The sequence below is a fragment of the Loktanella salsilacus genome (assembly GCF_024206795.1).
Lineage (GTDB): Bacteria > Pseudomonadota > Alphaproteobacteria > Rhodobacterales > Rhodobacteraceae > Loktanella > Loktanella salsilacus.
This window is the reverse complement of sequence record NZ_CP072995.1, coordinates 83,973-105,648: the sequence shown is the minus strand read 5'-3', so window position 1 is coordinate 105,648 and position 21,676 is coordinate 83,973. Positions and strand designations below refer to the sequence as shown.

Here is a 21,676-nt window from a genome sequence, read left to right as displayed (position 1 = left end):
TGTATTTTTCCATTCAGCCAAACCGTCCCCGCCCAACGCACCTCCCCTAAAGCGGGTGCCAAATATGCCGCGGCCCTCAAAAAACCCGTCATTTCGAGTTGAACTTGACACAGTTTAAAGGTTTCAGAGGGTTATCAATCAAAGGCACTATTATCATGACGACATCATATCTGGTGACCCATTCCGGCGGCTTTCACGCGGACGAACTCATGTCCAGCGTTGTACTCACACGCCTGTTCCCGCAGGCCCAGATCGTGCGCAGTCGCGACGCCGCATGGATCACCCCTGGACCGGACCGCGTCGTTTATGACGTCGGCGGCGGGTATGACCCTGACCTGCGCCTTTTCGACCATCACCAACGCGACGCCCCGCTGCGCGACGATGGCCAGCCGTTCAGCTCTTTTGGTTTGGTGTGGAAACACCTTGGCCGCGATTACCTTACCGCCCACGACATCCCTGCCCATGACATTGAAACCGTCCACGCCAAGATCGACGCCGGCTTCGTGCTGCCGATTGATCTGCTCGACAATGGTGCCGTGAACCCCTCTGTTGCTGGACCGCTCTCGGGCATGATCCTGCCCAGCCTGCTGGAAACGCTTAAGCCCGTCTTTGACCAAGGCGGACCAGAGGCCGACATGGCCGCCTTTCACGCCGCCCTGAACATCGCCCGCGCCTTTCTAGAAGCCCGCGTCGCCCGCAGCGCCGCAGGCCTGCGCGCCGACGACATGGTGATGACCGCCATCGCCGCCGCCGGAACAGGCCGCGTGCTGGAACTGCCGATGGGCATGCCGTTCCGCCCCGCCGTGATCAAGGCCGGCGCCGATCAGCTGCTGTTCGTCATCACGCCGCGCGGGACCGACGACTGGACGCTTGGCGGGATCTCTAAAGACCCCAACAGCTTTGATCTACGCGCCGACCTGCCCGCAGCATGGGCCGGACTGACAGGTGCCGCCCTTGAACAAGCCAGCGGCGTGCTTGGTGCCAAGTTCTGTCATAACGGCCGTTTCATCGCCGCTGCATCATCCTATGAGGCGATCCGCGCTATGGCCGACCAAGCCGTCACACAGGCCGAAGCAGACGGCCTTTAAGCCATTTGCGAAAAGCACTTGCACCGGACCGCCGAAAACCATAGGTCACACCTCACAAGACCCTATCCCGGCGGCGAGTTGGCGGAGAGGTTACGCAGCGGATTGCAAATCCGTGTAGACCGGTTCGATTCCGGTACTCGCCTCCAATGATTTCAATGACTTGCGTCATAAGCTCACTTCTTAAGTGTAGTTTTTGAAACAGCCGTTGAAGCATTCACGTTTAGGACCTGTTCTGGTCCATGCGATTACCGGCGTCCTGAGCACGTGTAGCCACTTCGCGTTGCCTCACCTGACCACCATACTTTTTCAGCATTTACACACCTGAGCGCCCGGTAACGGCCTTGACCATCTCTTCATCGCATTCGGACTGCTAGAGCTCGATTGTCGCATTCTTGCGCAGGCCATCCATGACGTAGTTCAATGGGTCTGGATGTTGCATTTCTGAGTTCACCTTGCGCATCTCGTCGGCAATCGCATGTTAGTGTACCGGACGTCCGCGCTTATCCATGACGACCATTAGACCGTTCTTTTCGTCCGTCGCTAGATGGTCCCTAAGGCGATCCGTCAGCGGTATCCAAAGAGGCTTGTCGGTCTTACCTTGAGTGAAGTCGTAGACCCCATCCTTGATGTGGCTCCACCGGATCGTCACCACGTCACCGATCCGCTGTCCTGTGCCTAAACACAGTTACATCCGCGGGGCCGAGCAACGGCTTCAAACTCTGCTCTGACATCATCCGGCAAAGGCCCCCAGCCGTCGCTTGTCTGCTTAGACAGAGGAATACCCTTTGCCGGGTTCCCATGCTCTTTCTTGAGAAAGCCGATCAGACGTCCACGCCCCCCCTTTTCGCCCAGAGACTTGAAGCCGTCCGGTGTGTTTTAAGGTGCGCCGCATCGAAGGAAATCGTCTTGTTGTCGGGTGCCTTTGCCGCCAAACCCGTCATAATCTGCGCGAAAATGCCCATGTCGCTCCACATTTTCTAGCGGTTGCAGAACGTCTGGTGAGAGCCATACTCACAGTTCATCTCGCCTGCGCAAGCCGTTGGGATTGATATATATAAGGCCGCCAAGGACAAGCTGGTCGTCCACACGCAGTACGTCATGGCTCTTCGGGGAGTATGGCGAAATCTGCTCCATCTGAGCCTCGTTCAGCCAATACAGATTGCCCATGAAGCCCACTTTCGTTCGGGGGCGGTGAGGTCAGGCAGGCGTCGCAGGTTCAGTCAGATTAATGGGTCCTGTCCCTAGGAAGAACAATATAAACAACGTCAACGTTTGGATCAGAAAGCAGGTCAGCCAGGTCCATGGATAGTGTTGGAAACCCGTATGGTGACTCAAACTGTTTCACCAGATCTGGGTTTCGACCGTAAATGGAATAAAGCTGGGAACCATTGCGCTTGACGATCCTAGCAATGGCCTGGTGAGGAATAAAACCTGTGCTGATAAGTGCCAAATTCAGCGCCATTTTTGCCCCGGTAATCCTCCCGTTTTTAACGGGGTGCCGCCGTAGAACTTACGCAGCCATTTTCAGTTTCATTGCGGGCGAGATGCCGCCGATGCCCATATTCGGGCGGTCGTTGTTGTATGTCCATAACCACTGTGTGGCAAAGTGTTGGGCCTCTTCGATGCTGTTGATGATGTATTGGTCCAGCCATTCGTGCCTGACCGTGCGGTTGTAGCGCTCGATGTAGGCGTTATGTTGCGGCTGACCCGGCTGGATGTGTGCCAAGGCGATGCCGTGCTCTTCAGCCCAATCCAACAGCGCGTGACTGATATATTCCGGGCCATAACACCTTCGGAATGACGCTGATTAAGAGGCTATGGCCACCTGCGCAGCCTTTAAATAGCGCAGCAGGTGGTCATAGCCGGGTCTCAGGTCCCTACAGTGGTTTCACACAAACCACACCGCAAAGGAGACCGACTATGACCGAGATTAGTATTGCACAAGATGCACCTGTTTTGGTGGCTATCGATATCTCAAAGGCCCGGCATGAAGTTTTAATTACTATCCCAGATAAGAAACGGCGACGCCGCTTAACTGTTTTGAACGAGCTTGCCGACTTTAATCGCCTCATCGCTACGTTGAGAGATTATGGATGCCCGGTGCGTGTGGCCTTCGAGGCGACCGGTAATTATCACCGTGCCCTGGGCTATTATCTGGCCACCGCTGGCTTTGAGGTGAAGCTGGTGTCGTCAGTCGCTTTGGCGCGAACCCGCGAAGCACTCAACAACAGTTGGGACAAGAATGACCCCAAGGACGCCCAGGTTATCTTGCATATGATGGAGATCGGGAACGAGCAGTTTTATCATGACCCATTGGTGCATGGCACGAATGACATTCAAGAGCTGTCCAAAACCCACGATATCGTCTCCAGATCGAAGACCGAACTTTGGCACCGTGTGCTGACACATTACCTGCCGTTGTACTTCCCCGAAGCTGACCGCTTTCACCGCAGCTCGCGCAGCGATTGGTTCTTTGCATTCCTCGAACGCTATCCGTCACCACATTTTATCACCGCAATGGGCAAAGAGGCTTTCACCGCTGATGCTTGGGACGTTATTGGGCGCAAGGTGGCGAAAGATCGTTTGCTTGCAGACATTTACGAGACAGCCAAGTCTTCAGTGGGATTGCCGGTTGCCTCAGATTCTGATGCGATAAGTATGTTCCGCTTGGTTCTTGGCGAAGGCCGCAGTCTCATTGCGCAACGCAATCAAATCGAAGCTCGCGCCGTCGCGCTTCTTAAAGATCTGCCTGACTATCAGTTGCTGACATCAATACCTGGGATCGGTCCGATCAACGCCTTGACCATCTTAGCAGAAGCTGGCGATTTACGCCGCTTTGGACACCACCGGCAGTTCTTGAAGTTCTGCGGTATGGACTTGGCAACCATCCAGTCCGGCACATTCCGCGGCCAAACCAAACTGTCAAAATACGGGAATGCCCGCTTGCGGCGCACCCTGTGGATGGCTGGTCAGGTTGCCATTCTACAGCGAACCAACAGCTTCCGGGATAAGTTCGAGCGCTATATCGCCAAGGACCGGCACAACACCCATTTGCGCCGCAAGGCGTATACCGCAATCGCCGCCAAAATGCCCCGTACAGTTCACGGGATTATCAAACATGGCGAGCCCTATCGCCCCTTCTTTGAGGGGTGATCGATCACAGAAGGACCTTTCTCTGTAAGGGCCGTGGAGGCAGACATCTGACCTCGTAGATAATGTTTAGGCTTTCTGTGTTAGCGACCCGATGATCTCGTCTTAAGGACGGTGAGAGCCGCAATAGCGAACTCTGTGTTTGTTATGGGAGAGACTGTCGTTGACCAAAATGCCGAACTGAGGCAAAATCCGACGTGCTGGTATCGCCCAACACGACAATGACCTGATGCCAAATTAGACGATTATTCCGCGCATAGGACGTTGTCCACACGTATGGTTTTGGGCTTGCCCCGCCATTCGATGATGTTGTTGAGGCTCCGGATGACCCGCTCCGCCGGCAGCGAAAAGTCCACCTCTATGCCCAAGCCTTCCCGGTTGAAGTCGTCCAGCACGTTCAGCAGCCGGAAGGCACGACCGTCCTCAAGCCGATCTGCCATGAAGTCCATCGACCAGGTGATATTCGGAGCCTCAGGCACGGCCAGGGCGTCCGGCACCTCACGCGTCAATCGCTTGCGTGGTTTGATCCGCAGGTTCAGTTCCAAGGCACAGTAGATCCGATAGATCCTTTTGTGGTTCCAGGGATGCCCCTTCACGTTGCGAAGGTGTAAAAAGCACAGACCAAAGCCCCATGTCTTGCGGGCGTCGGTCAGGCCGACCAGCAGGTCAGCGATCAGTTCATTCTCATCGCTGAGCAACGGGCTGTAGCGATAGCACGTCTCGCTGACGCCAAACACCCGGCAGGCCAGCGCGACGCTAACCCCCCGGTGTTCCACTGCCTTGGCGGCCATCTCGCGACGCAGAGATGGCCGCGTCACTGTTTTCCAAGGGCTTCCTTCAGCAGATCGGCCTGCATGCTGAGATCTGCAAACATGCGCTTCAGCCGCCGGTTCTCGTCCTCCAGGCTCTTCATCTGGCTGATCATGGACGCATCTATGCCGCCATACTTCGCGCGCCACTTATAAAAAGACGCGGTGCTCATGCCGTGTTCACGGCACAGCTCGCCAACCGGCACGCCACCTTCGGCCTGGCGCAGGATCGCAAGGATCTGGGGTTCGCTAAATCTCGTCATCTTCATCAGATTCTCCTCAGGTATCTTGCTGAGAAAATTCAGCGCCCGCATCCCCTTAATTTTGGGGAGGATTACCCCCCGAAATTCTTTTTTTATATTGGGGCGGCTAAAGAAAGGAGAAGATAGGCCCAAACCTACCGATGAAAGCGAGAACTACAACGCAGCATTGCGAAAACACGATCACTTCAGGAAAGCGATACCGTATCAATGCCTTATTTAAATTTCTCGCAACCGCCTATAGTCGGTTACAATCGGCCGATATCGTTGTCTTGCATAGAGGGTAAGTATTCAAGATTTTCAAAATAACAAACGCGCCTTAGCCCCCGAGCATTTAGCCAATATTTATGTCCACGGAGATATGCAAACATCGTCGTGTCATGAATTATCTTAGTCAATTACGAAATTACGCAGCTTTCAAGGACTACGTTTTCGAAAACATCAACAAGACCAACATCGCTGAGGCGTGGACCTGCATTACAGACTAAGGACGCCCCGAACAACGCCTTGAAGACAAGGTATGGCGGCTGCCAATCCACGAGCGTGTCCAATGTTGCGCGAAGATCTGCAAATTCCTTTGCGACATCTTCAAGCGGCTGTTCACTGATAAGACCGGCAATAGGCAAAATTAGTTTTGCAACAACCTTGCCGTCAGCCACGACAACAAGCCCGCCTTGCATTTCGCGTAGTGTATTCGCAGCCACGGTCATATCGTTGGGGTCACGCCCGAAGACTGTGATGTTATGGCTATCGTGAGAAACAGTCGACGCAAAAGCACAGCGCCACGTCCCCCAGTTTTCCAAGAATGCGACCCGCGTTGGTGTGTTGAGACCGTAGCGGTTACAAACAGCCATTCGGATCATGTCATCGGGTAACACGAGATGGCCCTCTTTAACCTCGACATCGCGGGCACCCCATTGCGGGAAACGCGGCTTAGATAGCGTGGCAATGTGCGCAACTGTACCCTTGGCCGCGACACTGAAGTCTGCAGTAACGAATTTCCGCGTTTGGACCGTATTCGTAATTGCGGGCAGCACGGGGATATCTTGTACCGGTTGACACAATTCACCTGCGAGGGCCGCCAATTGACCAGCTACAAAAACATGTGATGCGGTAACTTTGTGTAGATCGGACAAAAGTACAAAATCGGCCATTTTCCCTGGCGCAACGAGGCCAAGTTCAGGCCGTCCAATGCGGCACGCTGCATTCAGTGTGGCCGCGCGGTAAGCCCAAGCAGGCGGCACACCGTTTTCGATGAGCATCGCGATCACGTGGTTTAGCCCGCCTTTGGCGTATAAATCATCTGGAAACACGTCGTCGGTGCAGAGTGTGACTGTTTGCGGGAGGTGCCCCAAATCAATGATGGCTTTGGCGAATTCTGGTATCAAGTGCGGGTGCGAGCCGCGCAGCTCGATGGTCATGCCCGCCTCTAAGCGGGCGATCAGGTCGGCGGCTGACGTGAGCTCGTGATCTGTCTCGACGCCTGCGGCGACGTAGGCGGCCAAGTCGCCACCTATGAGGCCACGGCCATGCCCACAGACCCGTTTACCGCTCGCGAGACCTGCGGCGACGATCCCTTGCACGCGCGGGTCGCCGTCCAACAGTTGGTGCATTGTCATGAGCTCAGCGGCACCGTGGATGTCGGGGCGGGCCAGTAGTTGTGCGATTTCGGAAGGCCCAAAATCTCCACCGCTCACTTCAAACTTGGGGGCCGATGGCACGCAAGTGGGTGCAAGCGGTAGCAGCCGTATAGGCAGGCCCTTTGCCGCGTCGCAGGCGTAATCAACACCGGCAATACCAGCCACGTTTGCCAGCTCGTGTGGGTCCCAAAGTGCAGTCGTCACGCCGCGCGGAACCACCGTGCGGGCATATTCGGCGGGCGTCACCATAGAGCTTTCGATGTGCAAATGCGTGTCGATAAAACCAGGCACGACATATGCGCCCGTTGCATCAATTTCGGCGTGGGCTTCGCGCGTAGGATCTGGCGCGTGAACGCTGGCGATGAGCGGGCCAATGAGGCCAATATCAACGAGCCGTTCGCGACCCGTGACCATATCGAGCATCACCGCGTTGCGCACAAGCATATCAAACGGACGCAAACCACGCGCCGCTTTGACAGCATCGGCACGAAGGATCGGGTCATTCAGGTTAACATCAGTTGGCATTGGCGTGGTTCCCTGTGAGCGCGTCCAGACAGATTTCTGCGGCCTCTAATGTGGTTCCAACAACAAGGCGAGTTGATCCATTGGTCGTGTGTTTGAATGTTGTCTGTCCCTGCGTCGCATTCAAGGCCACTGAAACGGACATGTCACACCGGCGGTATTCGAAGGCGTCTGGTTGAGACGCAACAAGTGCGGCAAGCGGGTCATAGATCGACATGGTCGGGCGTCCCCTCGTTAGCCCAATATCTAGATACCCGCCAAGCAGGTCGGCGGTGAGGGGGTCGGTGCGCGGAAGTTGGTCAGGGCCAAAGGCCACTGTGCGGCAAAACATGAGATCCACCACGTCAAGCGGGAGGCCAGCCTCTGCGACGATTGCAGCCGCGTCTGGATCAGCCAAAGCGTTAAATTCCGCCAGTGCCGAGTGATTGCCCGCACCGTCGCTGCCGCCCATCCAGATAAGGCGCGTGATGTTTTGCGCCAACTCGGGTGCGTCTTGCACAAGACGCGAGATGTTTGTGAGCGGGCCAATAGCCAGAATGTCGCGCCGCATGCCATACTTTGCAGAGCCGAGCCAGCTTTTAAGCGCCGTATGGGCGTCCGTGGTTTCTCTCAGCGGTCCGCCATCTGGTATATGCTGGCCACGGCTTTGCATGCCGCGCGTTCCCAAAATACGCTCTGCCGTTTCTGGATTGCGCAAGAGTGGGCGGGCCGCACCCGCGTAGATCGGCGCGTCCAAACCGTAAGCCTGACGTGCGCCAAGGGCGTTTGAGGTGACCTGCGCCAGTGTGGCGTTTCCAGCCACGAGCGAGATGCCCGCAATGTCATCACCCAAATGGCGCAGTGCCAAGAGTGCCCAAAGATCATCGAATCCAAAGTCCGTATCGACCCAGAATGTGCTCATTCGGACAGTTGCCTCGCGTTGGATTTCGGAAGATCAAACGCGATGTTTTCGCCAAGCGGGACTTCTGGAGTTTCAATTGGCGCGTCTGCTTTGATCTGACCAAGGGCGGTATCAATGACATATTCGCGGTGTCCTCCTGCAAAGCTGCTGGCGGAGACGCGGCCACTTAACGGCCCCTGACCGACCTGCACGCCGCTTGGACGCCACGCGAGCATCGGTGAGGTTGCTTTGAACCCCAGCGGGAGTTGGCCAAAATCAGACACAAGATTTTCGCCTTGGACGCGGAAGATGTTTTCGAAACCCATGAATTCCGCCGCAAACGCCGTGGCCGGTTCGGCGTAGAGTTGATGCGGTGTGCCCAGTTGTTCGATCTTGCCGTCTTTCATCAAAACAATCCGGTCTGCCAGCGCCAAGGCTTCGGATTGGTCGTGTGTGACGAACACCATTGTGACGCCGGTTTTCTTTTGGACGCGCTGGAGTTCGGTGCGCATTTCTAGACGCAGGCGTGCATCTAGGTTTGATAGCGGTTCATCCAGCAGCAGCACCTTTGGCTCCATCACCAATGACCGTGCAAGGGCGAGCCGCTGTTGCTGGCCGCCTGACATCTCTGCGGGTTTACGTTTTTCGAACCCTGCCAATCCGACAGTCGCGATACCTGCCTCGGTACGCTGGCGGATTTCTGTCTCTGGCATCTTTTGCAGGCGTAACCCGAAGGCCACATTTTCAAAGGCGCTGAGGTGCGGGAACAGTGCGTAAGATTGGAACACCAAGCCGATGCCCCGTTTGTTGGCCGCGACGCGGGTGACGTCGCGCCCGTCAATAGCGATGGTGCCAGACGTAGGTGTCAGCAGCCCCGCGATGGCACGCATGGTGGTGGTTTTGCCGCAGCCCGATGGCCCCAGTAGCGCGATCAGTTCGCCTTCGACGACATCAAGGTTCAGGTTTGGGACTGCAACCGTTTTGCCGTAAGATAGGGTGAGGTTACGGAGGCTTACATATTTTTCAGACATAGCGAGAAAATCCCAATAGGCGTTCGGCGATAAAGACGATTGCAAGTGACATGAAGGCCAGAAGCGCAGAGAGTGCAGCGACTGATGGATCATAGGTGATTTCCATGTATGCGAGCATATCGATGGGCAACGTCCTTACCCCCGGCCCTGACAGGAACAGCGACACGGGCACCTGATTAAAGCTGGTTACAAAGCCCAAAATAAACGCGGCAAGCACGCCGCCGCGAATGTTAGGCAGCACGACTTTTGTGAATGCTTGCAGGCGGGTACAGCCGAGCAACACGGCGGCCTCCTCCATGTCAGAGCGCAGGTTGTTCAGGCTCGATGACACGACGCGCACGGCATAAGGCAACACAAGCGCAGTATGCGCCATGAAAAGTGCCACCGTGACAGTAACATCCAATGGAATGACCATATACCGCAGCAGCGCCAAACCAACGATAATGCCGGGCACGATGATGGGCGAGGCCACGACTGTGCGGATGGTCTCTGCACCGGGCAATTCATAGCGGTTCAGAGCGTAGGCCGCAGGAATACCCAAAAGCAGCGCCGCCAATGTGCCGAAGATGGCAAGACCCATCGAAAGCAGAAAGCTTTGACGGAAGCTCTCGATAGTAAAAACCTTGAGATACCATCTGAGCGACAAGCCGTCGGGAGGGAACGCAAGGGATTCACCGGCAGACGCGCCCGCGAAAATGATGATGATGAATGGCCCAATCAGAAAGGTGAGGGTCAGGCCGATGATCGCCCAGCTTGTTATATTTTTCATGGGATTACTTCCGCGCCGTGGCGATGCGCTTTAGCAGCAGATTTGCTGTAAAGGACATGATAATTAAGATCATTGCGATGACACTGGCCGACACAAAGTCATTCGAAACGTTAACCTGTTGGTAGAGCAGCGTTTCCAACATCAGCACCTTGGAGCCACCCAGAATGGCGGGCGTAATGTAGGCAGTCAGCGCGCCAGTGAACACCAGCGTGCCTCCAACGACCAAACCTTCTTTGGTAAGCGGCAGGATCACACGGAAAAAGACCTGAAACCAGTTGGCCCCCAAGACACGCGCGGCAGGAATAACGTCGCGCGGGATATTCTCCATCGCCGATAGCAGCGAGATAATCATCAAAGGCATAAACAGCTGCAAGAGGCCAAGGAAGACCGCCGTTTCGGTGAACAACAACCGGATGGGCGTCTCTGCTATGCCCAATCCAACCAAGGCGTCGTTCACGATACCCGTCCGGCCCAAGATCACGATCCACGCATAAGTCCGCGCGACGGGAGAGATCATAAGCGGTAGAATAACGAGCCCGAAAACGCGGCCCCGTGCTACGGGAGATAAATTGCTAATACTAAACGCGGCGGCATAACCGATCACGGCAGCCGTACCCGCAACCAGGACGCCCAGTTTAAGCGTGCGCAGGAAAACGGTTTGGTTCAGAGGTTTGGAAAAGAAATCTGTGTAGCCGCTTAGCGTCCATCCCGCGTCTGATTGAAACGCCTCTGACAATAGAATGCCGACCGGTAGGATAAATAGAAGCAGCGCGAATATTGCAGCGGGCAATGCCAGCGCAAGACCTTCGCGAGTATTTGAGAACATCTGCTGGCTCCAATATTAACTGGAAGGGGGGATGAGGGGCGGCCCATCGACCGCCCCGCAATTTCACTGGATAACTTCAGTGTTCCACTGCTCGACCCAAGCCTCGCGGTTGTCGATAATTTCAGCAGGCGAAAGAAGGTTCAGCGAATTGATCAGGTCCGCACCATACGTCAGGTTGTCCGCAATTTCATCGCTAACGACAACTTCTGCATTTGCTGGGCTATCGACCAAAGCCTCTGCAACTTTGGTTTGCACTTCTGTTGACAACCAATAGTCCATGAATTGGTAAGCCAAATCTTCGTTACCGTTGCCTTTGGTCATGACCATAACATTCATGCCGCCGGCTTGGCCTTCGGCAGGTTCAGCCCATGCAAAAGGCAGTGGGGAATCCTTAAAGGCACTCCACGCAAACCGGCCAACCGGAGCCGCAATCACCTCTTCTTGGTTCATCAATTGCGTCAACTCAGAAGAGCGCGAGTAAAATGTCACGATATCGTCTGCGTGCTTTCCCACCTCTGAAATCACGCCCGTAAGGTCAGTACCGTCGTTGCCAGCGGCCTTATCGAGCATCATCAAAGTCAGAGGGCCCTGCGTTCCGGTGATGTTCGGGAGCGCCACATTTCCAGCGAGCTTTTCATCAAGCAAATCGGCCCAGCTGTTGACCTTGATTAGATCGGAACGATAGACAATCGAGCTTGCATAAAAAGTGTATCCAACGGCAAAGTTATCGCCGATCGGATCCTGCGCTGCGCTGTACAGCTTGCTGAGGTTTGCAAGCTTCGAGACATCAAGTTGTGCCAACAAATCTTTGCGTGCTAATTCTAGCGCATCTTGCGATGCGATGACCGCCATATCGATCACAGGATTTGAAGCGTTCGCTTCAATCTTGGCCATCCGCTCGACGCTATTGCCAGTTTCGATGACAAGCTTACAATCGCAAATCTCTTCAAACGGATCGTAAAGCATCTCTTTGTATTCATCCTGTGCAAATGAATAAACCGAGATTGTCAGCGTCTTGTCTTGCGCAAACGCGCTTGTCGCAAGCGCACAGCAAAGGGCTGAGAGTGAGATTGCATTTTTCATTGTAGGATCTCCGGTTTGGTTTTCGAGTTTTGTTTGGTGGTAGAGTTTCGTATTACAAGGCGCATCGCGACGTTTGCGTTTTGCGCGGGCAGGGTTTCGCCCTGAATTTCGAGGATCAGCCTTTCGATTGCCAAACCAGCAATCTGTTCAACATCCTGTGCCACTGTCGTCAGTGTGGGGTGCATCGCGATTGCGAATGGCAGATCGTCGAATCCTGTCAGGCTGACATCATGCGGCACGACAATCCCGTTGCGCGTTAAATGAGAATGAACACGAAGCGCCAACAAATCTGATGTCGTAATAACAGCGGTCGCGCCGTTTTGGATCGCCGAAACAAGCTGATCAATCCCGCTCTCACCCCAGATTTCTTGCAGGTGAATTGATGAATCAAATCCCGCGCGCATCCCTGCGACCCGATCCCGCTGCACCTCTGAAACGCGGTCTTCACCAAGCAGGATAACATGGCGGTGGCCCAGCGACGCAATATGCTCCGCGATCATTCTACCGCCCCCCGCATGATCCGCACTGACCGAATTGTCGGGGTCTGAGGCCGTGTTGATAATCACTGTCGGAACATTTTGTAGCCCGGGCGCTGTGCCTTTTTGCGGCACGATCAAGAGACCATCCACGCCCCTGTCCAACAACCGGTTAATTGCTTGCGTCTGCTCGTCGGGATTACCGCGTGAATCCGCAATAAGGATACCCAACTGCCGATCCGCAGCCACCAAAGACAAATGCTGTGCGATGCGCGGGAAGAGCGGGTTGGTCAAATCAGGCATGACCAATCCAAGAATACCAGTCTGACCACTACGCAAAGCACGACCCGCAAGGCTGGGACGATACCCTAGATCGTGTGCGCGCTTCTTAATCCGCTCAACCATGTCGGAAGAAACACGTCCCTTCCCAGTCAGCGCATTCGAAACGGTCGCGGCCGAGACACCCATATCTATAGCAATTTGTTTAATAGTCGTCATGCTTGTCGCCCCATTGGTAAAACGATTAAGCAACCGAAGTGGGACGTGTCAACGTTTTTTGATTAAACGATTAATCTTTAACCACTTCTAATATAGAACCCGAATGTTCTCGTGGGTTATGACGCGGAAGTTGCACTTTCGGTGGCCCTATGGCCCCGTGAGGCCCTTGATCTGGGGTAAGGGTGTTGACTGGTTGACGCGTTCGGATGGCCGTTTTCGTAGAAGACATTGCCGCCAATGCAGCCGCCGAAATGATCGTCAGAAATCTTACTTTTTGACGTATCGCTTTTGATCGCGGCTACAGCTTGGGTTCTGACGTCAGACATTGTCAGCCTGCGACGCTCATTACGCACCCTGCCCGCCTCTAGATGAGTGCCTTTGACAATGCCCGCACGACGGCGTCGAAAACCTTGAGCAGACTGAAGTTACGACCGAAAAGGCGCATGAATATGGAAAACCACAGCTCCCCGCGTCAGTAAATGCCAACCTCGCCGCACCGATGTGGCAACGCATTTTAGCGCTAGTCGCCCTAGGATGGTGGCGCAACCGGGGCCGGGTCAGGCTTTCCACGTCCTGTCCAACACGCCGAACCAGTTTTTATGGCACAGCTTTTCAAGCAGGGGCGCGTCAAAGCCATGTGCGCTAAGGGCATCGCGGAATGCACCAAGGCCTGCGACGTCGGCCATGGCCTTAGGGACCTGCGCCCCGTCAAAGTCAGAGCCAAAGCCGACGTGATCTTCGCCTAATCTACCGATCAGGTGGTCGAGGTGGCGCAGCATTGGATCGAAACCGCGATCTTCGGCCTTGGCCCCGTCTGGATTCAAAAAGCCGGTGGCAAAGTTCAGTCCGACCATGCCGCCTGTGTCGCGGATCACGTCTAATTGTCGGTCTGTCAGGTTGCGGGCCGACGGTGTGATCGCATGGGCGTTTGAATGGGTCGCGACCAGAGGTGCATCGGACAAGGCCGCGACATCGTTAAACCCAGCCTCGTTGAGGTGCGACAGGTCCAGCATAATGCCAAGTTCGTTGCACAACCGCACAAGGTCTTTCCCCGCTTCCGTCAGTCCGGGACCGGTATCTGGCGATGACGGAAAGGCAAAGGGCACACCGTGGCCGAATACGGTTGGGCGGCTCCAGACGGGGCCAAGCGACCGCAGGCCCATGTCATGAAATAGATAAAGCGCATCAAGGTTGGCTGCGATCGGTTCCGCCCCCTCTATATGCATGATGCCCGAAATGATGCCCTTGGCTTGACAGTCGCGCAATTCCGCGACCGTGCAGCAGATGCGAAATTGCCCATCGGAGGCGCGTTCCATCCACTTAAGGTGCCCGGCCATCGCCAGTGCCGTGGGCTGCGCAGCGTCATGTTCAATTAGGGGCGGCAGCGGGACGTCATAAGGCGGATGTGCCATCATGTCGTCGATATCAATGGGCTGATCGGGCGATGATATATAGATTGCGAAGAACCCACCACCAAAGCCGCCCTTATTCATGCGCGGCAAGTCAAGATGCCCTTGTCCGGTATCGGTCAGCCACGTCTGGCGGCGTTGATCGGGGTCACGTAGCAGGCGCAGCAGGAAATCGTTGTGACCATCAAATATCATCGGAACGTCGGTCATGGGGCTTTGAATCCTTCGCTGGCGACCAGCAATTCTTGGGTGTATTTTTGCGTTGCATCTCGGCCTTGCAAGGCGGTTCGGGTCAGTTCTTCGACGCGAGTTCCGTGCTGCATCACCAGAAGGCGTTCGCACATATGCGCCACCACAGCGAGGTCGTGACTGACCAAAAGATAGGTCAGTCCCTTTTCTATGCGCAGTGCGTCCAGCAAATTCAAAACCTCGGCCTGAATGGATGCATCAAGGGCAGAGGTCGGTTCGTCCAGCAGCAGGATCTGCGGTTCAAGGATCAGAGCGCGGGCAATAGCGACGCGCTGACGTTGGCCTCCGGACAATTGGTGCGGAAAGCGGAAGCGAAATCCACCGCCGAGGCCCACATCGTTCAGTGCTTTTTCAATCCGGTCTTCGGCGTTCTTAAACCCGTGGATCGCCAGCGGTTCCGACAGCACCCGGTCAATCGTATGGCGCGGGTGGATCGACCCGTAAGGGTCCTGAAAAACCATCTGCACTTGGGCATAGAACGCCGGATCGCGGGGCGAAGCGAGCAGCTTTCCGTCAATCTTGATGCTACCCGCGCTTGTTGGGGCAAGACCGCAGATCGCACGCAGCACAGTGGATTTGCCAGACCCACTTTCGCCGACAAGGCCAAAGCTTTCGCCCTGTTGAACGTCAAAGCTGACGTTCTGGACAGCCTGAACTTGGGACTGACGCGACCCAAAGGTCACGGCCAGATCGCGGACTTCGATCAGGGCGCTCATGCCAGCCACGCGGGATCACGGGTCAAGGTTTGCAGCGGGCCGCTGTCGCCGTCAATCTGCGGCAGGCAGTTTAGCAGGCCTTGGGTATAGGGATGTTCCGCGCTGTGCAGGTCGCGGGCGGCGATTTCCTCGACCACACGGCCCGCATACATTACAAGCACACGGTCACAGAACGATGATACGAGCCGCAGGTCGTGGCTGATAAAGATCAGGCCCATGCCCCGGTCACGCACCAGACCGTCAAGGATGCGCAGCACGTCAAGTTGAACGGTCACATCAAGGGCCGATGTCACTTCGTCCGCGATCAACAGGTCCGGTTCCGCAATTAACATCATGGCAATCATTGCCCGCTGGCCCATGCCGCCGGATAGCTCATGCGGGTAGGCCTCAAAGACGCGCTCTGGGTCGCGAATTTGCACGGCTTCTAGCATCGCGACGGCCCGGTTGCGGGCGTCTGTGCGCGTAGCATCGCCGCGACGGCGATATGCCTCTACAATTTGGCGGCCGACCGTCATCACGGGGTTCAGCGAATACTTGGGGTCCTGCATGATCATGCTCATGCGAGGCCCACGCAAGGATCGCCACGTTTTGGCCGAGGCATGGCGTAGGTCGATCCCGTCGAAGCTGAGCTTGTCGGCGGTTACCGTGGCAGAAGCAGGCGTTAGCCCAAGGATCGCGCGTCCGGTCTGGCTTTTGCCCGATCCGCTTTCGCCCACGATCCCCAGCCGTTCGCGGCCTAGCGTAAAGGTCACATCGCGAACGACGCGCACAGGGCCATCGCGGGACGGAAAGGAAACGTTAAGGCCTTCGACTTGCAGCATGTTGGTCATGTTTCGCCTTTCGGGTCCAGCACGTCGCGCAAACCGTCGCCCAACAAGTTAAAGCCCAAGGAGACAACGAAGATCGCAATACCCGGCATCGTGGCGACCCACCAGAAATCGATCATAAAACGGCGTCCTGCGGCGATCATGGCCCCCCATTCGGGCTGTGGGGGCTGTGCGCCAAGGCCAAGAAAGCCAAGGCCGGCAGCGGTCAGAATGATCCCGGCCATGTCCAGCGTGACGCGGACGATGACGGATGACAGGCACAGCGGCACCACGTGACCCCAGATGATCCGTGCGCTGCCCGCGCCTTGCAGGCGGATCGCGGCTATATAGTCGGCATCGCGGATTTGCAGTGTCTCGGCCCGCGCCAGACGGGCGTAGGGTGGCCAACTGGTGATCGCAATGGCGATGATTGCATTTTCAATTCCCGGCCCTAGGGCCGCGACAAAAGCCAGCGCCAAGATCAAGCGCGGAAAGGCGAGGAAGATGTCGGTGATCCGCATCAACACAACATCGACCCAGCCACCGAAATAGCCCGCAGTTGTGCCAACGGCCAAACCAATCGGTGTCGCGATGATCGCGACCAGCGCCACAACCATCAGAGTAAGGCGCGACCCATGCACGATCCGGCTAAAGATGTCGCGAGCCTGATCGTCAGTGCCCATCAGATGCGCCCAAGAGGGCGGCAGCAGGCGTTCTGTTCTTAAATCACCGCCTCTGATCGGGTCGTAGGGAGAGATGACGTTGGCAAAGATCGCCATCAGGATCAACACGACAACGATCCCAAGGCCGACCATCGCCAGCCGATTGCGCCGGAGTTGCGACCATGTGCGATACGCCTGGCCCAGTCGGGCTTGGCGGCGGGACGCGGGCCGGTCGCTTAGCAGCCAGTCGCGTGTGGAAACGTCGCTCATGTGCGCCGCCTAACGCGTGGGTCAAGCACGGTATACAGAAGATCAGATAACAAGTTCAGCACCACGAAGATGATGCCGATGACCAGCGTGCCGCCCAGCACGGCGTTCATATCGGCGTTTTGCAGGCTATTGGTCAAATACTGGCCAAGGCCCGGCCAAGCAAAAACGGTCTCGGTCAGCACGGACCCTTCCAGCAGGCCTGCGTAGGACAGGGCGATAACGGTGACCAGCGGTACGGCGGCGTTGCGCAATGCATGGACCCAAATGATCCGCCATTCGGGCACGCCCTTGACCCGCGCCGCAATGATGTATTCCTGACCCAGCTCTGCCAGCATAAAAGACCGCGTCATGCGGCTGATATATGCCATTGAGAAATACCCCAGCAGCACCGCAGGCAATGCCAGATGCGCAAGCACGTTGCGGAAGGCGTCCCATTGGCCCTGCATCGCGGTGTCGATCAAAAGCAGGCCTGTGGTCTGGGTGACGGTGTATTCATAGGATATGTCGATACGTCCCGGTCCAGCAACCCATTGCAGCTTGGCGTAGAACACGAGCAGACCCAGCAGCCCTAGCCAAAAGATCGGCGCGGAATACCCCACAAGGCCGACGACGCGGATCACCTGATCGGGCAGCTTACCTTGACGCACAGCGCCCCAGACGCCCAGCGGCACGCCAAATAGCGTGCCAAGGATGATACCGGCGGTGGCCAATTCCAGCGTGGCGGGAAAAACGCGGGCGATGTCCTCGATGATGGGCCTTTTGGTCAGAACGCTAGTACCTAGATCGCCGGAAAGCGCCTGTTTCAGATAGATAAAGAATTGATGATAAAGCGGTTTATCAAGCCCAAGGGCGATATAGGCAGCATCATAGGTGGATTTCGACGCCCGGTCGCCAACGACGGCCAGCACCGGATCGACAGGAACAACACGCCCAATCAAAAAGGTCACGACCAAAAGACCCAGAAAGGTGACCGCTACTGTCGCGATCAATTTGCCGGCCTTCAGGCCATAGGTCGGAAGGGCGCGCCAGCGCCCCCCCGTGTTAGCAGGTGATACGCTCATTCCGACTTGGTCACGTTGCGGAAAGAGTTGTCGTTGAACGATGGCCCGATGATAAAGCCGTCAACATTGTTGCGCAGGCCCAGCACTTCGATTTCTTGGAACATGATGACGAAGGGCGATACTTGCTGATGCTCTGTCTGTAGGGCGACATACATTTCAGCCCGCGCGGCGGCGTCCTTTTCTAGCACAGCGGCATCGGCCTGCGCGGTCATCTCGGGGATGTCCCACGCGTTGCGCCATGCCAACGGCTTGGAGGCCGCATCGTCGCTGTTGTCAGGGTTGCGCGCAAAGGTATCGGCGTTGGTGTGCGGGTCCTGATAATCCGGGCCCCAGCGACCGATATAGATGTCATGGTTGCGGGCACGATATTTTGTCAGCGTTTGCTGGCCGTCACCTGGGATCAATTCCAGTTTGATGCCTGCCTGCGCCATCGTTTGCTGGATCGCTTCTGCAATCGCCGTGATTTCAGGCGTGTTGCGGGTATCCATCGTCACGGTAAAGCCGTCGGCATAGCCTGCTTCTGCAAGCAACGCTTTGGCCTTTTCCACGTCCAGCGCATAAGGATTGTCGTTCAGCGCACCTAAGAAACCCTCGGGCAGGAACGCTTGGTGGACCTTGACCTTGCCGTTCATGATCGTGTCGGCAATCGTCTGGTAATCGACCAGATATTTCATTGCTTCTGCGACCTTGGGGTTCGCCAAAGCTTCGTTTTTCTGGTTTAGACCCATGTAGTAGATCGAGCCCTTAATGCCATTCTCGATCTTGATGTCGGGGTTGTCGGACAGCGCGACGATCTCTTCTGCGCCAAGGTTACGGGCGATGTCGATGTCACCTTGTTCCAGCAGCAAACGCTGTGTCGAACCCTCGGGGATATGGCGATAGATCGCGCGCATCATCGCAGGGGCATCGCCGCTGAAGTTGTCGTTGCGTTCCAGCACGACGACTTCGTTCGCACGCCAGTCACGGATCGTGAACGCGCCAGATCCGGCATAGTTTGTCTTCAGCCATTCATAGCCAAAATCGCCATCGGCCTCGTGGCTGACAACCAGTTCCTTATCGACAACGAAACCAACCGTCGCGGTCAGGCAATACAGCAGCAGCGTGGGGGCATAAGCCTTGTCCATCTCAAGCTCGAACGTCATGTCGCCGGTTTGGCGGACCATTTGTTCGACGTTGTCGGCGGTCAAGCCGAACTGGGTCAGGATAAAGGCCGGGGATTTGTCCAACTTGACGGCACGCTGCAGCGAATACACCGGATCAGCAGCAGTAATCGGGTTGCCAGAGGCGAACTGCAAGTCGGGCTTGATGACAAAGCTAAAGGTTTTGCCGTCCTCTGATACCTCCCAGCTTTCGGCGATAACACCAAAGATGTCAGATACGTCGTTGACGTTATATCCGACCAAAGGCTGATAACTGTTACCTAGAACCTCGGAGGCTGTGAACTCAAACACCTCTGCCGGATCTAGAGAGATAATGTCGTCGATCTGCCACGCTTGAATAAGCGTGTCGGGCGGCGTTTCTGCCTGCGCGGGCGCGCTGGTCAGCCCCATCGCAGCCGAAACGATGGCCGCCGCAACAATTTTTGAAAAATGTGTCATATGGTTTTCCCTGTTGAGAAGACGATCGGTGGCACGCCGTTTTAAGGTCTGGCGCGGTCTCACCGTGGGGCCAAGTAGTGCGATAGGGCTTAGCCCTGTCAAGGACCTAGGAACCTGATTGCTCATTGTGCCTATTTTTAGGGCTTGAATAAACGGCGACACAACAAAGCCCCACTGCGCGTCTTGCAGCCAGCGCATGCCGTCGTCGTTGATCCTGTTGCCGATCGGCCCCCAGTCGCGCGCCAACGCCGCGACCGGGCCGTCGGACCCATCAAATCCAAGAACCACCAGATCCGCAGGGTAATCCTCCCGTTTTTAACGGGACGTGGCCGTAAAAATTACGCAGTCATTTTCGGTTTTATTGCGGGCGTGATGCCGTCGTTCAAGCGCCACTGTGCCCAAAACCTTTTGCATGAATGGCCGACCTTTTTTGTCGCCACCTGCGGTACGGTGAATGCTTAGGCTCGGGCGGCAGTAAGAGTGGAGGCCACCAATAAACGTGGTCCAAATTTGATCGAAGTCGACCCAGATCCGTGCGCGCGCCGCTCTTTCCCTTTCCGATAACGGTTGCTTTCTGTCGTCAATCGCGTAGGTGTGATCCGAAAGCGACGCAAATCTGTCGCAAATCGACCTTTTCCTATCTTTTAAAATGGATGGCGGGCTGATGCCTTAAATGGCGGCTGCGGCGCATTTGCGTCCTTGATGGGTTCTGCACGAAACGCGTGCGGTTCCGCTAAACGTGAATGATAGAAGTGAGACGCAATATGAAACGCTATATTCTTGGTGCCGCATTGGCAGCACTCGCCGCACCGACGGCAGCTTTGGCGCAGGACCAGTGCGGCGACGTCACCATCACGCAGATGAACTGGGATTCCGCGGCCATCGTGACCCAAGTGTCAAAGTTCCTGATGGAACAGGGCTATGGCTGCAACGTGACGGCCGTGCCGTCCGACACCACACCGGCCATGACCTCGTTGTCGGAAAACAACGAACCCGACATCGTGACCGAGCTATGGATCAACTCTGCGGGCGACGCCTATACCAAGCTGAAAGCCGACGGGAAAATCGTCGAGCTTGGCAGCGTGCTTGATCCGGGCGGCGTCGAAGGCTGGTTCCTGCCGACCTATCTGGTTGAAGCGCATCCAGAACTTGCGACGATCGACGGCATCATGGCGAACCCCGAACTGGTGGGCGGCATGTTCAACAACTGCCCCGACGGCTGGGGCTGCCGCCTTGTCAACGACAACCTGATCCGGGCGTTCGGATTGGAAGACAAGGGCATCGAAATCTTCAACCACGGCTCTGGCGAGACGTTGGCGACATCCATGGCCTCGGCCTATGGTGACGAAAAGCCATGGTTCGGCTATTACTGGGGTCCAACGACGCCGCTTGGCATGTTCGACATGACAAGCATCGATCTGGGTGAATATGACGAAGTGGCATTCAAGGCCATGCAGAACGCCGATGCACCTAATCCTACGCCGTCGTCTTTCCCGTCGGCACCCGTGCTGACGATAGTGACGCAAGACTTCATGGACAGCCATCCCGACGTATCCGAGATGATGGGCAAGGTCACTTTTAAGACCGAAGTCATGAGCCAGCTTCTGGCTTGGAAGGAAGAAAACAACGCGTCCAACCAAGAAGCGGCGGTATATTTCCTTAAGAATAACCCCGACGCTTGGAGCAGCTGGATCAACGATTCAGCCCGCGAAAAGCTGGCGGCTTTGCTGCAATAGGCTGATCCGGGCGGCGTTTCCGCGCGAGTGCGCCGTGACGTGTCCAGACCCTGACAAAAGACAGAGCCGGATCCATCGGATCCGGCTCTGTTCGCATTAAAAATCAAGATAACATGGGGCGCAACATGCCCGGGTGA

The 21,676-nt window shown here is 56.1% G+C and carries 17 protein-coding genes, 1 tRNA gene and 3 pseudogenes; 4 read left to right on the top strand and 17 right to left on the bottom strand.

Features of this window, described 5'->3' with window-relative positions; genetic code table 11:
- Positions 1-155 precede the first annotated feature (155 nt).
- A complete protein-coding gene (locus tag KBW81_RS16950; RefSeq protein ID WP_254249321.1) occupies positions 156-1,088 on the top strand; it encodes an MYG1 family protein in 933 nt (310 codons plus the stop codon).
- A 72-nt stretch (positions 1,089-1,160) separates the two neighbouring features.
- Positions 1,161-1,234, top strand: a tRNA-Cys gene (locus KBW81_RS16945).
- 661 nt (positions 1,235-1,895) lie between these two features.
- Here KBW81_RS16945 and KBW81_RS16940 read toward each other — a convergent pair.
- The 3 genes and pseudogenes from KBW81_RS16940 to KBW81_RS16935 all read right to left on the bottom strand — a co-directional run.
- Positions 1,896-2,255, bottom strand: a pseudogene (locus KBW81_RS16940) (IS5/IS1182 family transposase); the annotation flags it as partial.
- Between the two features lie 58 nt (positions 2,256-2,313).
- Positions 2,314-2,550, bottom strand: a complete 237-nt coding sequence (locus tag KBW81_RS18810) for a Gfo/Idh/MocA family oxidoreductase (protein ID WP_367305341.1) — start codon at positions 2,548-2,550, stop codon at positions 2,314-2,316.
- Between the two features lie 48 nt (positions 2,551-2,598).
- Positions 2,599-2,871: pseudogene (locus tag KBW81_RS16935) on the bottom strand (integrase core domain-containing protein); the annotation flags it as partial.
- Between the two features lie 137 nt (positions 2,872-3,008).
- On the opposite strand from KBW81_RS16935, the gene KBW81_RS16930 reads away from it, so the two are divergent.
- Entirely contained in the window at positions 3,009-4,241 is a 1,233-nt protein-coding gene (locus KBW81_RS16930; RefSeq protein WP_254249320.1) for an IS110 family RNA-guided transposase, read from the top strand.
- A gap of 260 nt (positions 4,242-4,501) precedes the next feature.
- Here the strand turns inward: KBW81_RS16930 and KBW81_RS16925 are convergent.
- From KBW81_RS16925 to KBW81_RS16860, 14 genes and pseudogenes are all read right to left on the bottom strand, one after another.
- Positions 4,502-5,316, bottom strand: a pseudogene (locus KBW81_RS16925) (IS3 family transposase); the annotation flags it as partial.
- Between the two features lie 389 nt (positions 5,317-5,705).
- The gene (locus tag KBW81_RS16920; RefSeq protein WP_254249319.1) at positions 5,706-7,472 is read right to left on the bottom strand and encodes an adenine deaminase; all 1,767 of its coding nucleotides are present in this window, start codon (positions 7,470-7,472) and stop codon (positions 5,706-5,708) included.
- A complete protein-coding gene (locus tag KBW81_RS16915; protein WP_254249318.1) occupies positions 7,462-8,370 on the bottom strand; it encodes a nucleoside hydrolase in 909 nt (302 codons plus the stop codon). The genes KBW81_RS16920 and KBW81_RS16915 overlap by 11 nt, the downstream gene beginning before the upstream one ends.
- A complete protein-coding gene (locus tag KBW81_RS16910; RefSeq protein ID WP_254249317.1) occupies positions 8,367-9,380 on the bottom strand; it encodes an ABC transporter ATP-binding protein in 1,014 nt (337 codons plus the stop codon). Before KBW81_RS16910 ends, KBW81_RS16915 begins: the two co-directional genes overlap by 4 nt.
- Positions 9,373-10,149, bottom strand: coding sequence for an ABC transporter permease (locus KBW81_RS16905; RefSeq protein ID WP_254249316.1), 777 nt, complete (start codon positions 10,147-10,149; stop codon positions 9,373-9,375). The genes KBW81_RS16910 and KBW81_RS16905 overlap by 8 nt, the downstream gene beginning before the upstream one ends.
- 4 nt (positions 10,150-10,153) lie before the next feature.
- Positions 10,154-10,975: an ABC transporter permease gene (locus KBW81_RS16900; RefSeq protein ID WP_254249315.1), complete on the bottom strand. Its 822-nt coding sequence runs from the start codon at positions 10,973-10,975 to the stop codon at positions 10,154-10,156.
- A 63-nt stretch (positions 10,976-11,038) separates the two neighbouring features.
- Positions 11,039-12,058 carry an ABC transporter substrate-binding protein gene (locus KBW81_RS16895; RefSeq protein ID WP_254249314.1) on the bottom strand — a complete coding sequence of 340 codons (1,020 nt, stop codon included), beginning with the start codon at positions 12,056-12,058 and terminating at the stop codon, positions 11,039-11,041.
- Positions 12,055-13,032 carry a LacI family DNA-binding transcriptional regulator gene (locus KBW81_RS16890; RefSeq protein ID WP_254249313.1) on the bottom strand — a complete coding sequence of 326 codons (978 nt, stop codon included), beginning with the start codon at positions 13,030-13,032 and terminating at the stop codon, positions 12,055-12,057. Before KBW81_RS16890 ends, KBW81_RS16895 begins: the two co-directional genes overlap by 4 nt.
- A gap of 557 nt (positions 13,033-13,589) precedes the next feature.
- Positions 13,590-14,651, bottom strand: coding sequence for a dipeptidase (locus KBW81_RS16885; RefSeq protein ID WP_254249312.1), 1,062 nt, complete (start codon positions 14,649-14,651; stop codon positions 13,590-13,592).
- On the bottom strand, positions 14,648-15,406 hold the full coding sequence (locus tag KBW81_RS16880) for an ABC transporter ATP-binding protein (RefSeq protein ID WP_254249311.1): 759 nt from the start codon (positions 15,404-15,406) through the stop codon (positions 14,648-14,650). The genes KBW81_RS16885 and KBW81_RS16880 overlap by 4 nt, the downstream gene beginning before the upstream one ends.
- Entirely contained in the window at positions 15,403-16,236 is an 834-nt protein-coding gene (locus tag KBW81_RS16875; protein ID WP_254249310.1) for an ABC transporter ATP-binding protein, read from the bottom strand. The genes KBW81_RS16880 and KBW81_RS16875 overlap by 4 nt, the downstream gene beginning before the upstream one ends.
- On the bottom strand, positions 16,233-17,144 hold the full coding sequence (locus KBW81_RS16870; RefSeq protein WP_090190919.1) for an ABC transporter permease: 912 nt from the start codon (positions 17,142-17,144) through the stop codon (positions 16,233-16,235). Before KBW81_RS16870 ends, KBW81_RS16875 begins: the two co-directional genes overlap by 4 nt.
- Positions 17,141-18,205, bottom strand: a complete 1,065-nt coding sequence (locus KBW81_RS16865) for an ABC transporter permease (protein ID WP_254249309.1) — start codon at positions 18,203-18,205, stop codon at positions 17,141-17,143. Before KBW81_RS16865 ends, KBW81_RS16870 begins: the two co-directional genes overlap by 4 nt.
- The gene (locus KBW81_RS16860; protein ID WP_254249308.1) at positions 18,202-19,803 is read right to left on the bottom strand and encodes an ABC transporter substrate-binding protein; all 1,602 of its coding nucleotides are present in this window, start codon (positions 19,801-19,803) and stop codon (positions 18,202-18,204) included. Before KBW81_RS16860 ends, KBW81_RS16865 begins: the two co-directional genes overlap by 4 nt.
- A 764-nt stretch (positions 19,804-20,567) precedes the next feature.
- On the opposite strand from KBW81_RS16860, the gene KBW81_RS16855 reads away from it, so the two are divergent.
- Complete coding sequence (locus KBW81_RS16855; protein ID WP_254249307.1) at positions 20,568-21,539, top strand: ABC transporter substrate-binding protein; 972 nt, start codon at positions 20,568-20,570, stop codon at positions 21,537-21,539.
- The last annotated feature ends 137 nt before the right edge of the window (positions 21,540-21,676 follow it).

Bases quoted from the DNA above. Each gene is read 5' to 3' on its own strand.
- KBW81_RS16950 (WP_254249321.1), top strand. From the start codon at position 156: ATGACGACATCATATCTGGTGACCCATTCCGGCGGCTTTCACGCGGAC.
- KBW81_RS18810 (WP_367305341.1), bottom strand. From the start codon at position 2,550: ATGGCGCTGAATTTGGCACTTATCAGCACAGGTTTTATTCCTCACCAG.
- KBW81_RS16930 (WP_254249320.1), top strand. From the start codon at position 3,009: ATGACCGAGATTAGTATTGCACAAGATGCACCTGTTTTGGTGGCTATC.
- KBW81_RS16920 (WP_254249319.1), bottom strand. From the start codon at position 7,472: ATGCCAACTGATGTTAACCTGAATGACCCGATCCTTCGTGCCGATGCT.
- KBW81_RS16915 (WP_254249318.1), bottom strand. From the start codon at position 8,370: ATGAGCACATTCTGGGTCGATACGGACTTTGGATTCGATGATCTTTGG.
- KBW81_RS16910 (WP_254249317.1), bottom strand. From the start codon at position 9,380: ATGTCTGAAAAATATGTAAGCCTCCGTAACCTCACCCTATCTTACGGC.
- KBW81_RS16905 (WP_254249316.1), bottom strand. From the start codon at position 10,149: ATGAAAAATATAACAAGCTGGGCGATCATCGGCCTGACCCTCACCTTT.
- KBW81_RS16900 (WP_254249315.1), bottom strand. From the start codon at position 10,975: ATGTTCTCAAATACTCGCGAAGGTCTTGCGCTGGCATTGCCCGCTGCA.
- KBW81_RS16895 (WP_254249314.1), bottom strand. From the start codon at position 12,058: ATGAAAAATGCAATCTCACTCTCAGCCCTTTGCTGTGCGCTTGCGACA.
- KBW81_RS16890 (WP_254249313.1), bottom strand. From the start codon at position 13,032: ATGACGACTATTAAACAAATTGCTATAGATATGGGTGTCTCGGCCGCG.
- KBW81_RS16885 (WP_254249312.1), bottom strand. From the start codon at position 14,651: ATGACCGACGTTCCGATGATATTTGATGGTCACAACGATTTCCTGCTG.
- KBW81_RS16880 (WP_254249311.1), bottom strand. From the start codon at position 15,406: ATGAGCGCCCTGATCGAAGTCCGCGATCTGGCCGTGACCTTTGGGTCG.
- KBW81_RS16875 (WP_254249310.1), bottom strand. From the start codon at position 16,236: ATGACCAACATGCTGCAAGTCGAAGGCCTTAACGTTTCCTTTCCGTCC.
- KBW81_RS16870 (WP_090190919.1), bottom strand. From the start codon at position 17,144: ATGAGCGACGTTTCCACACGCGACTGGCTGCTAAGCGACCGGCCCGCG.
- KBW81_RS16865 (WP_254249309.1), bottom strand. From the start codon at position 18,205: ATGAGCGTATCACCTGCTAACACGGGGGGGCGCTGGCGCGCCCTTCCG.
- KBW81_RS16860 (WP_254249308.1), bottom strand. From the start codon at position 19,803: ATGACACATTTTTCAAAAATTGTTGCGGCGGCCATCGTTTCGGCTGCG.
- KBW81_RS16855 (WP_254249307.1), top strand. From the start codon at position 20,568: ATGAAACGCTATATTCTTGGTGCCGCATTGGCAGCACTCGCCGCACCG.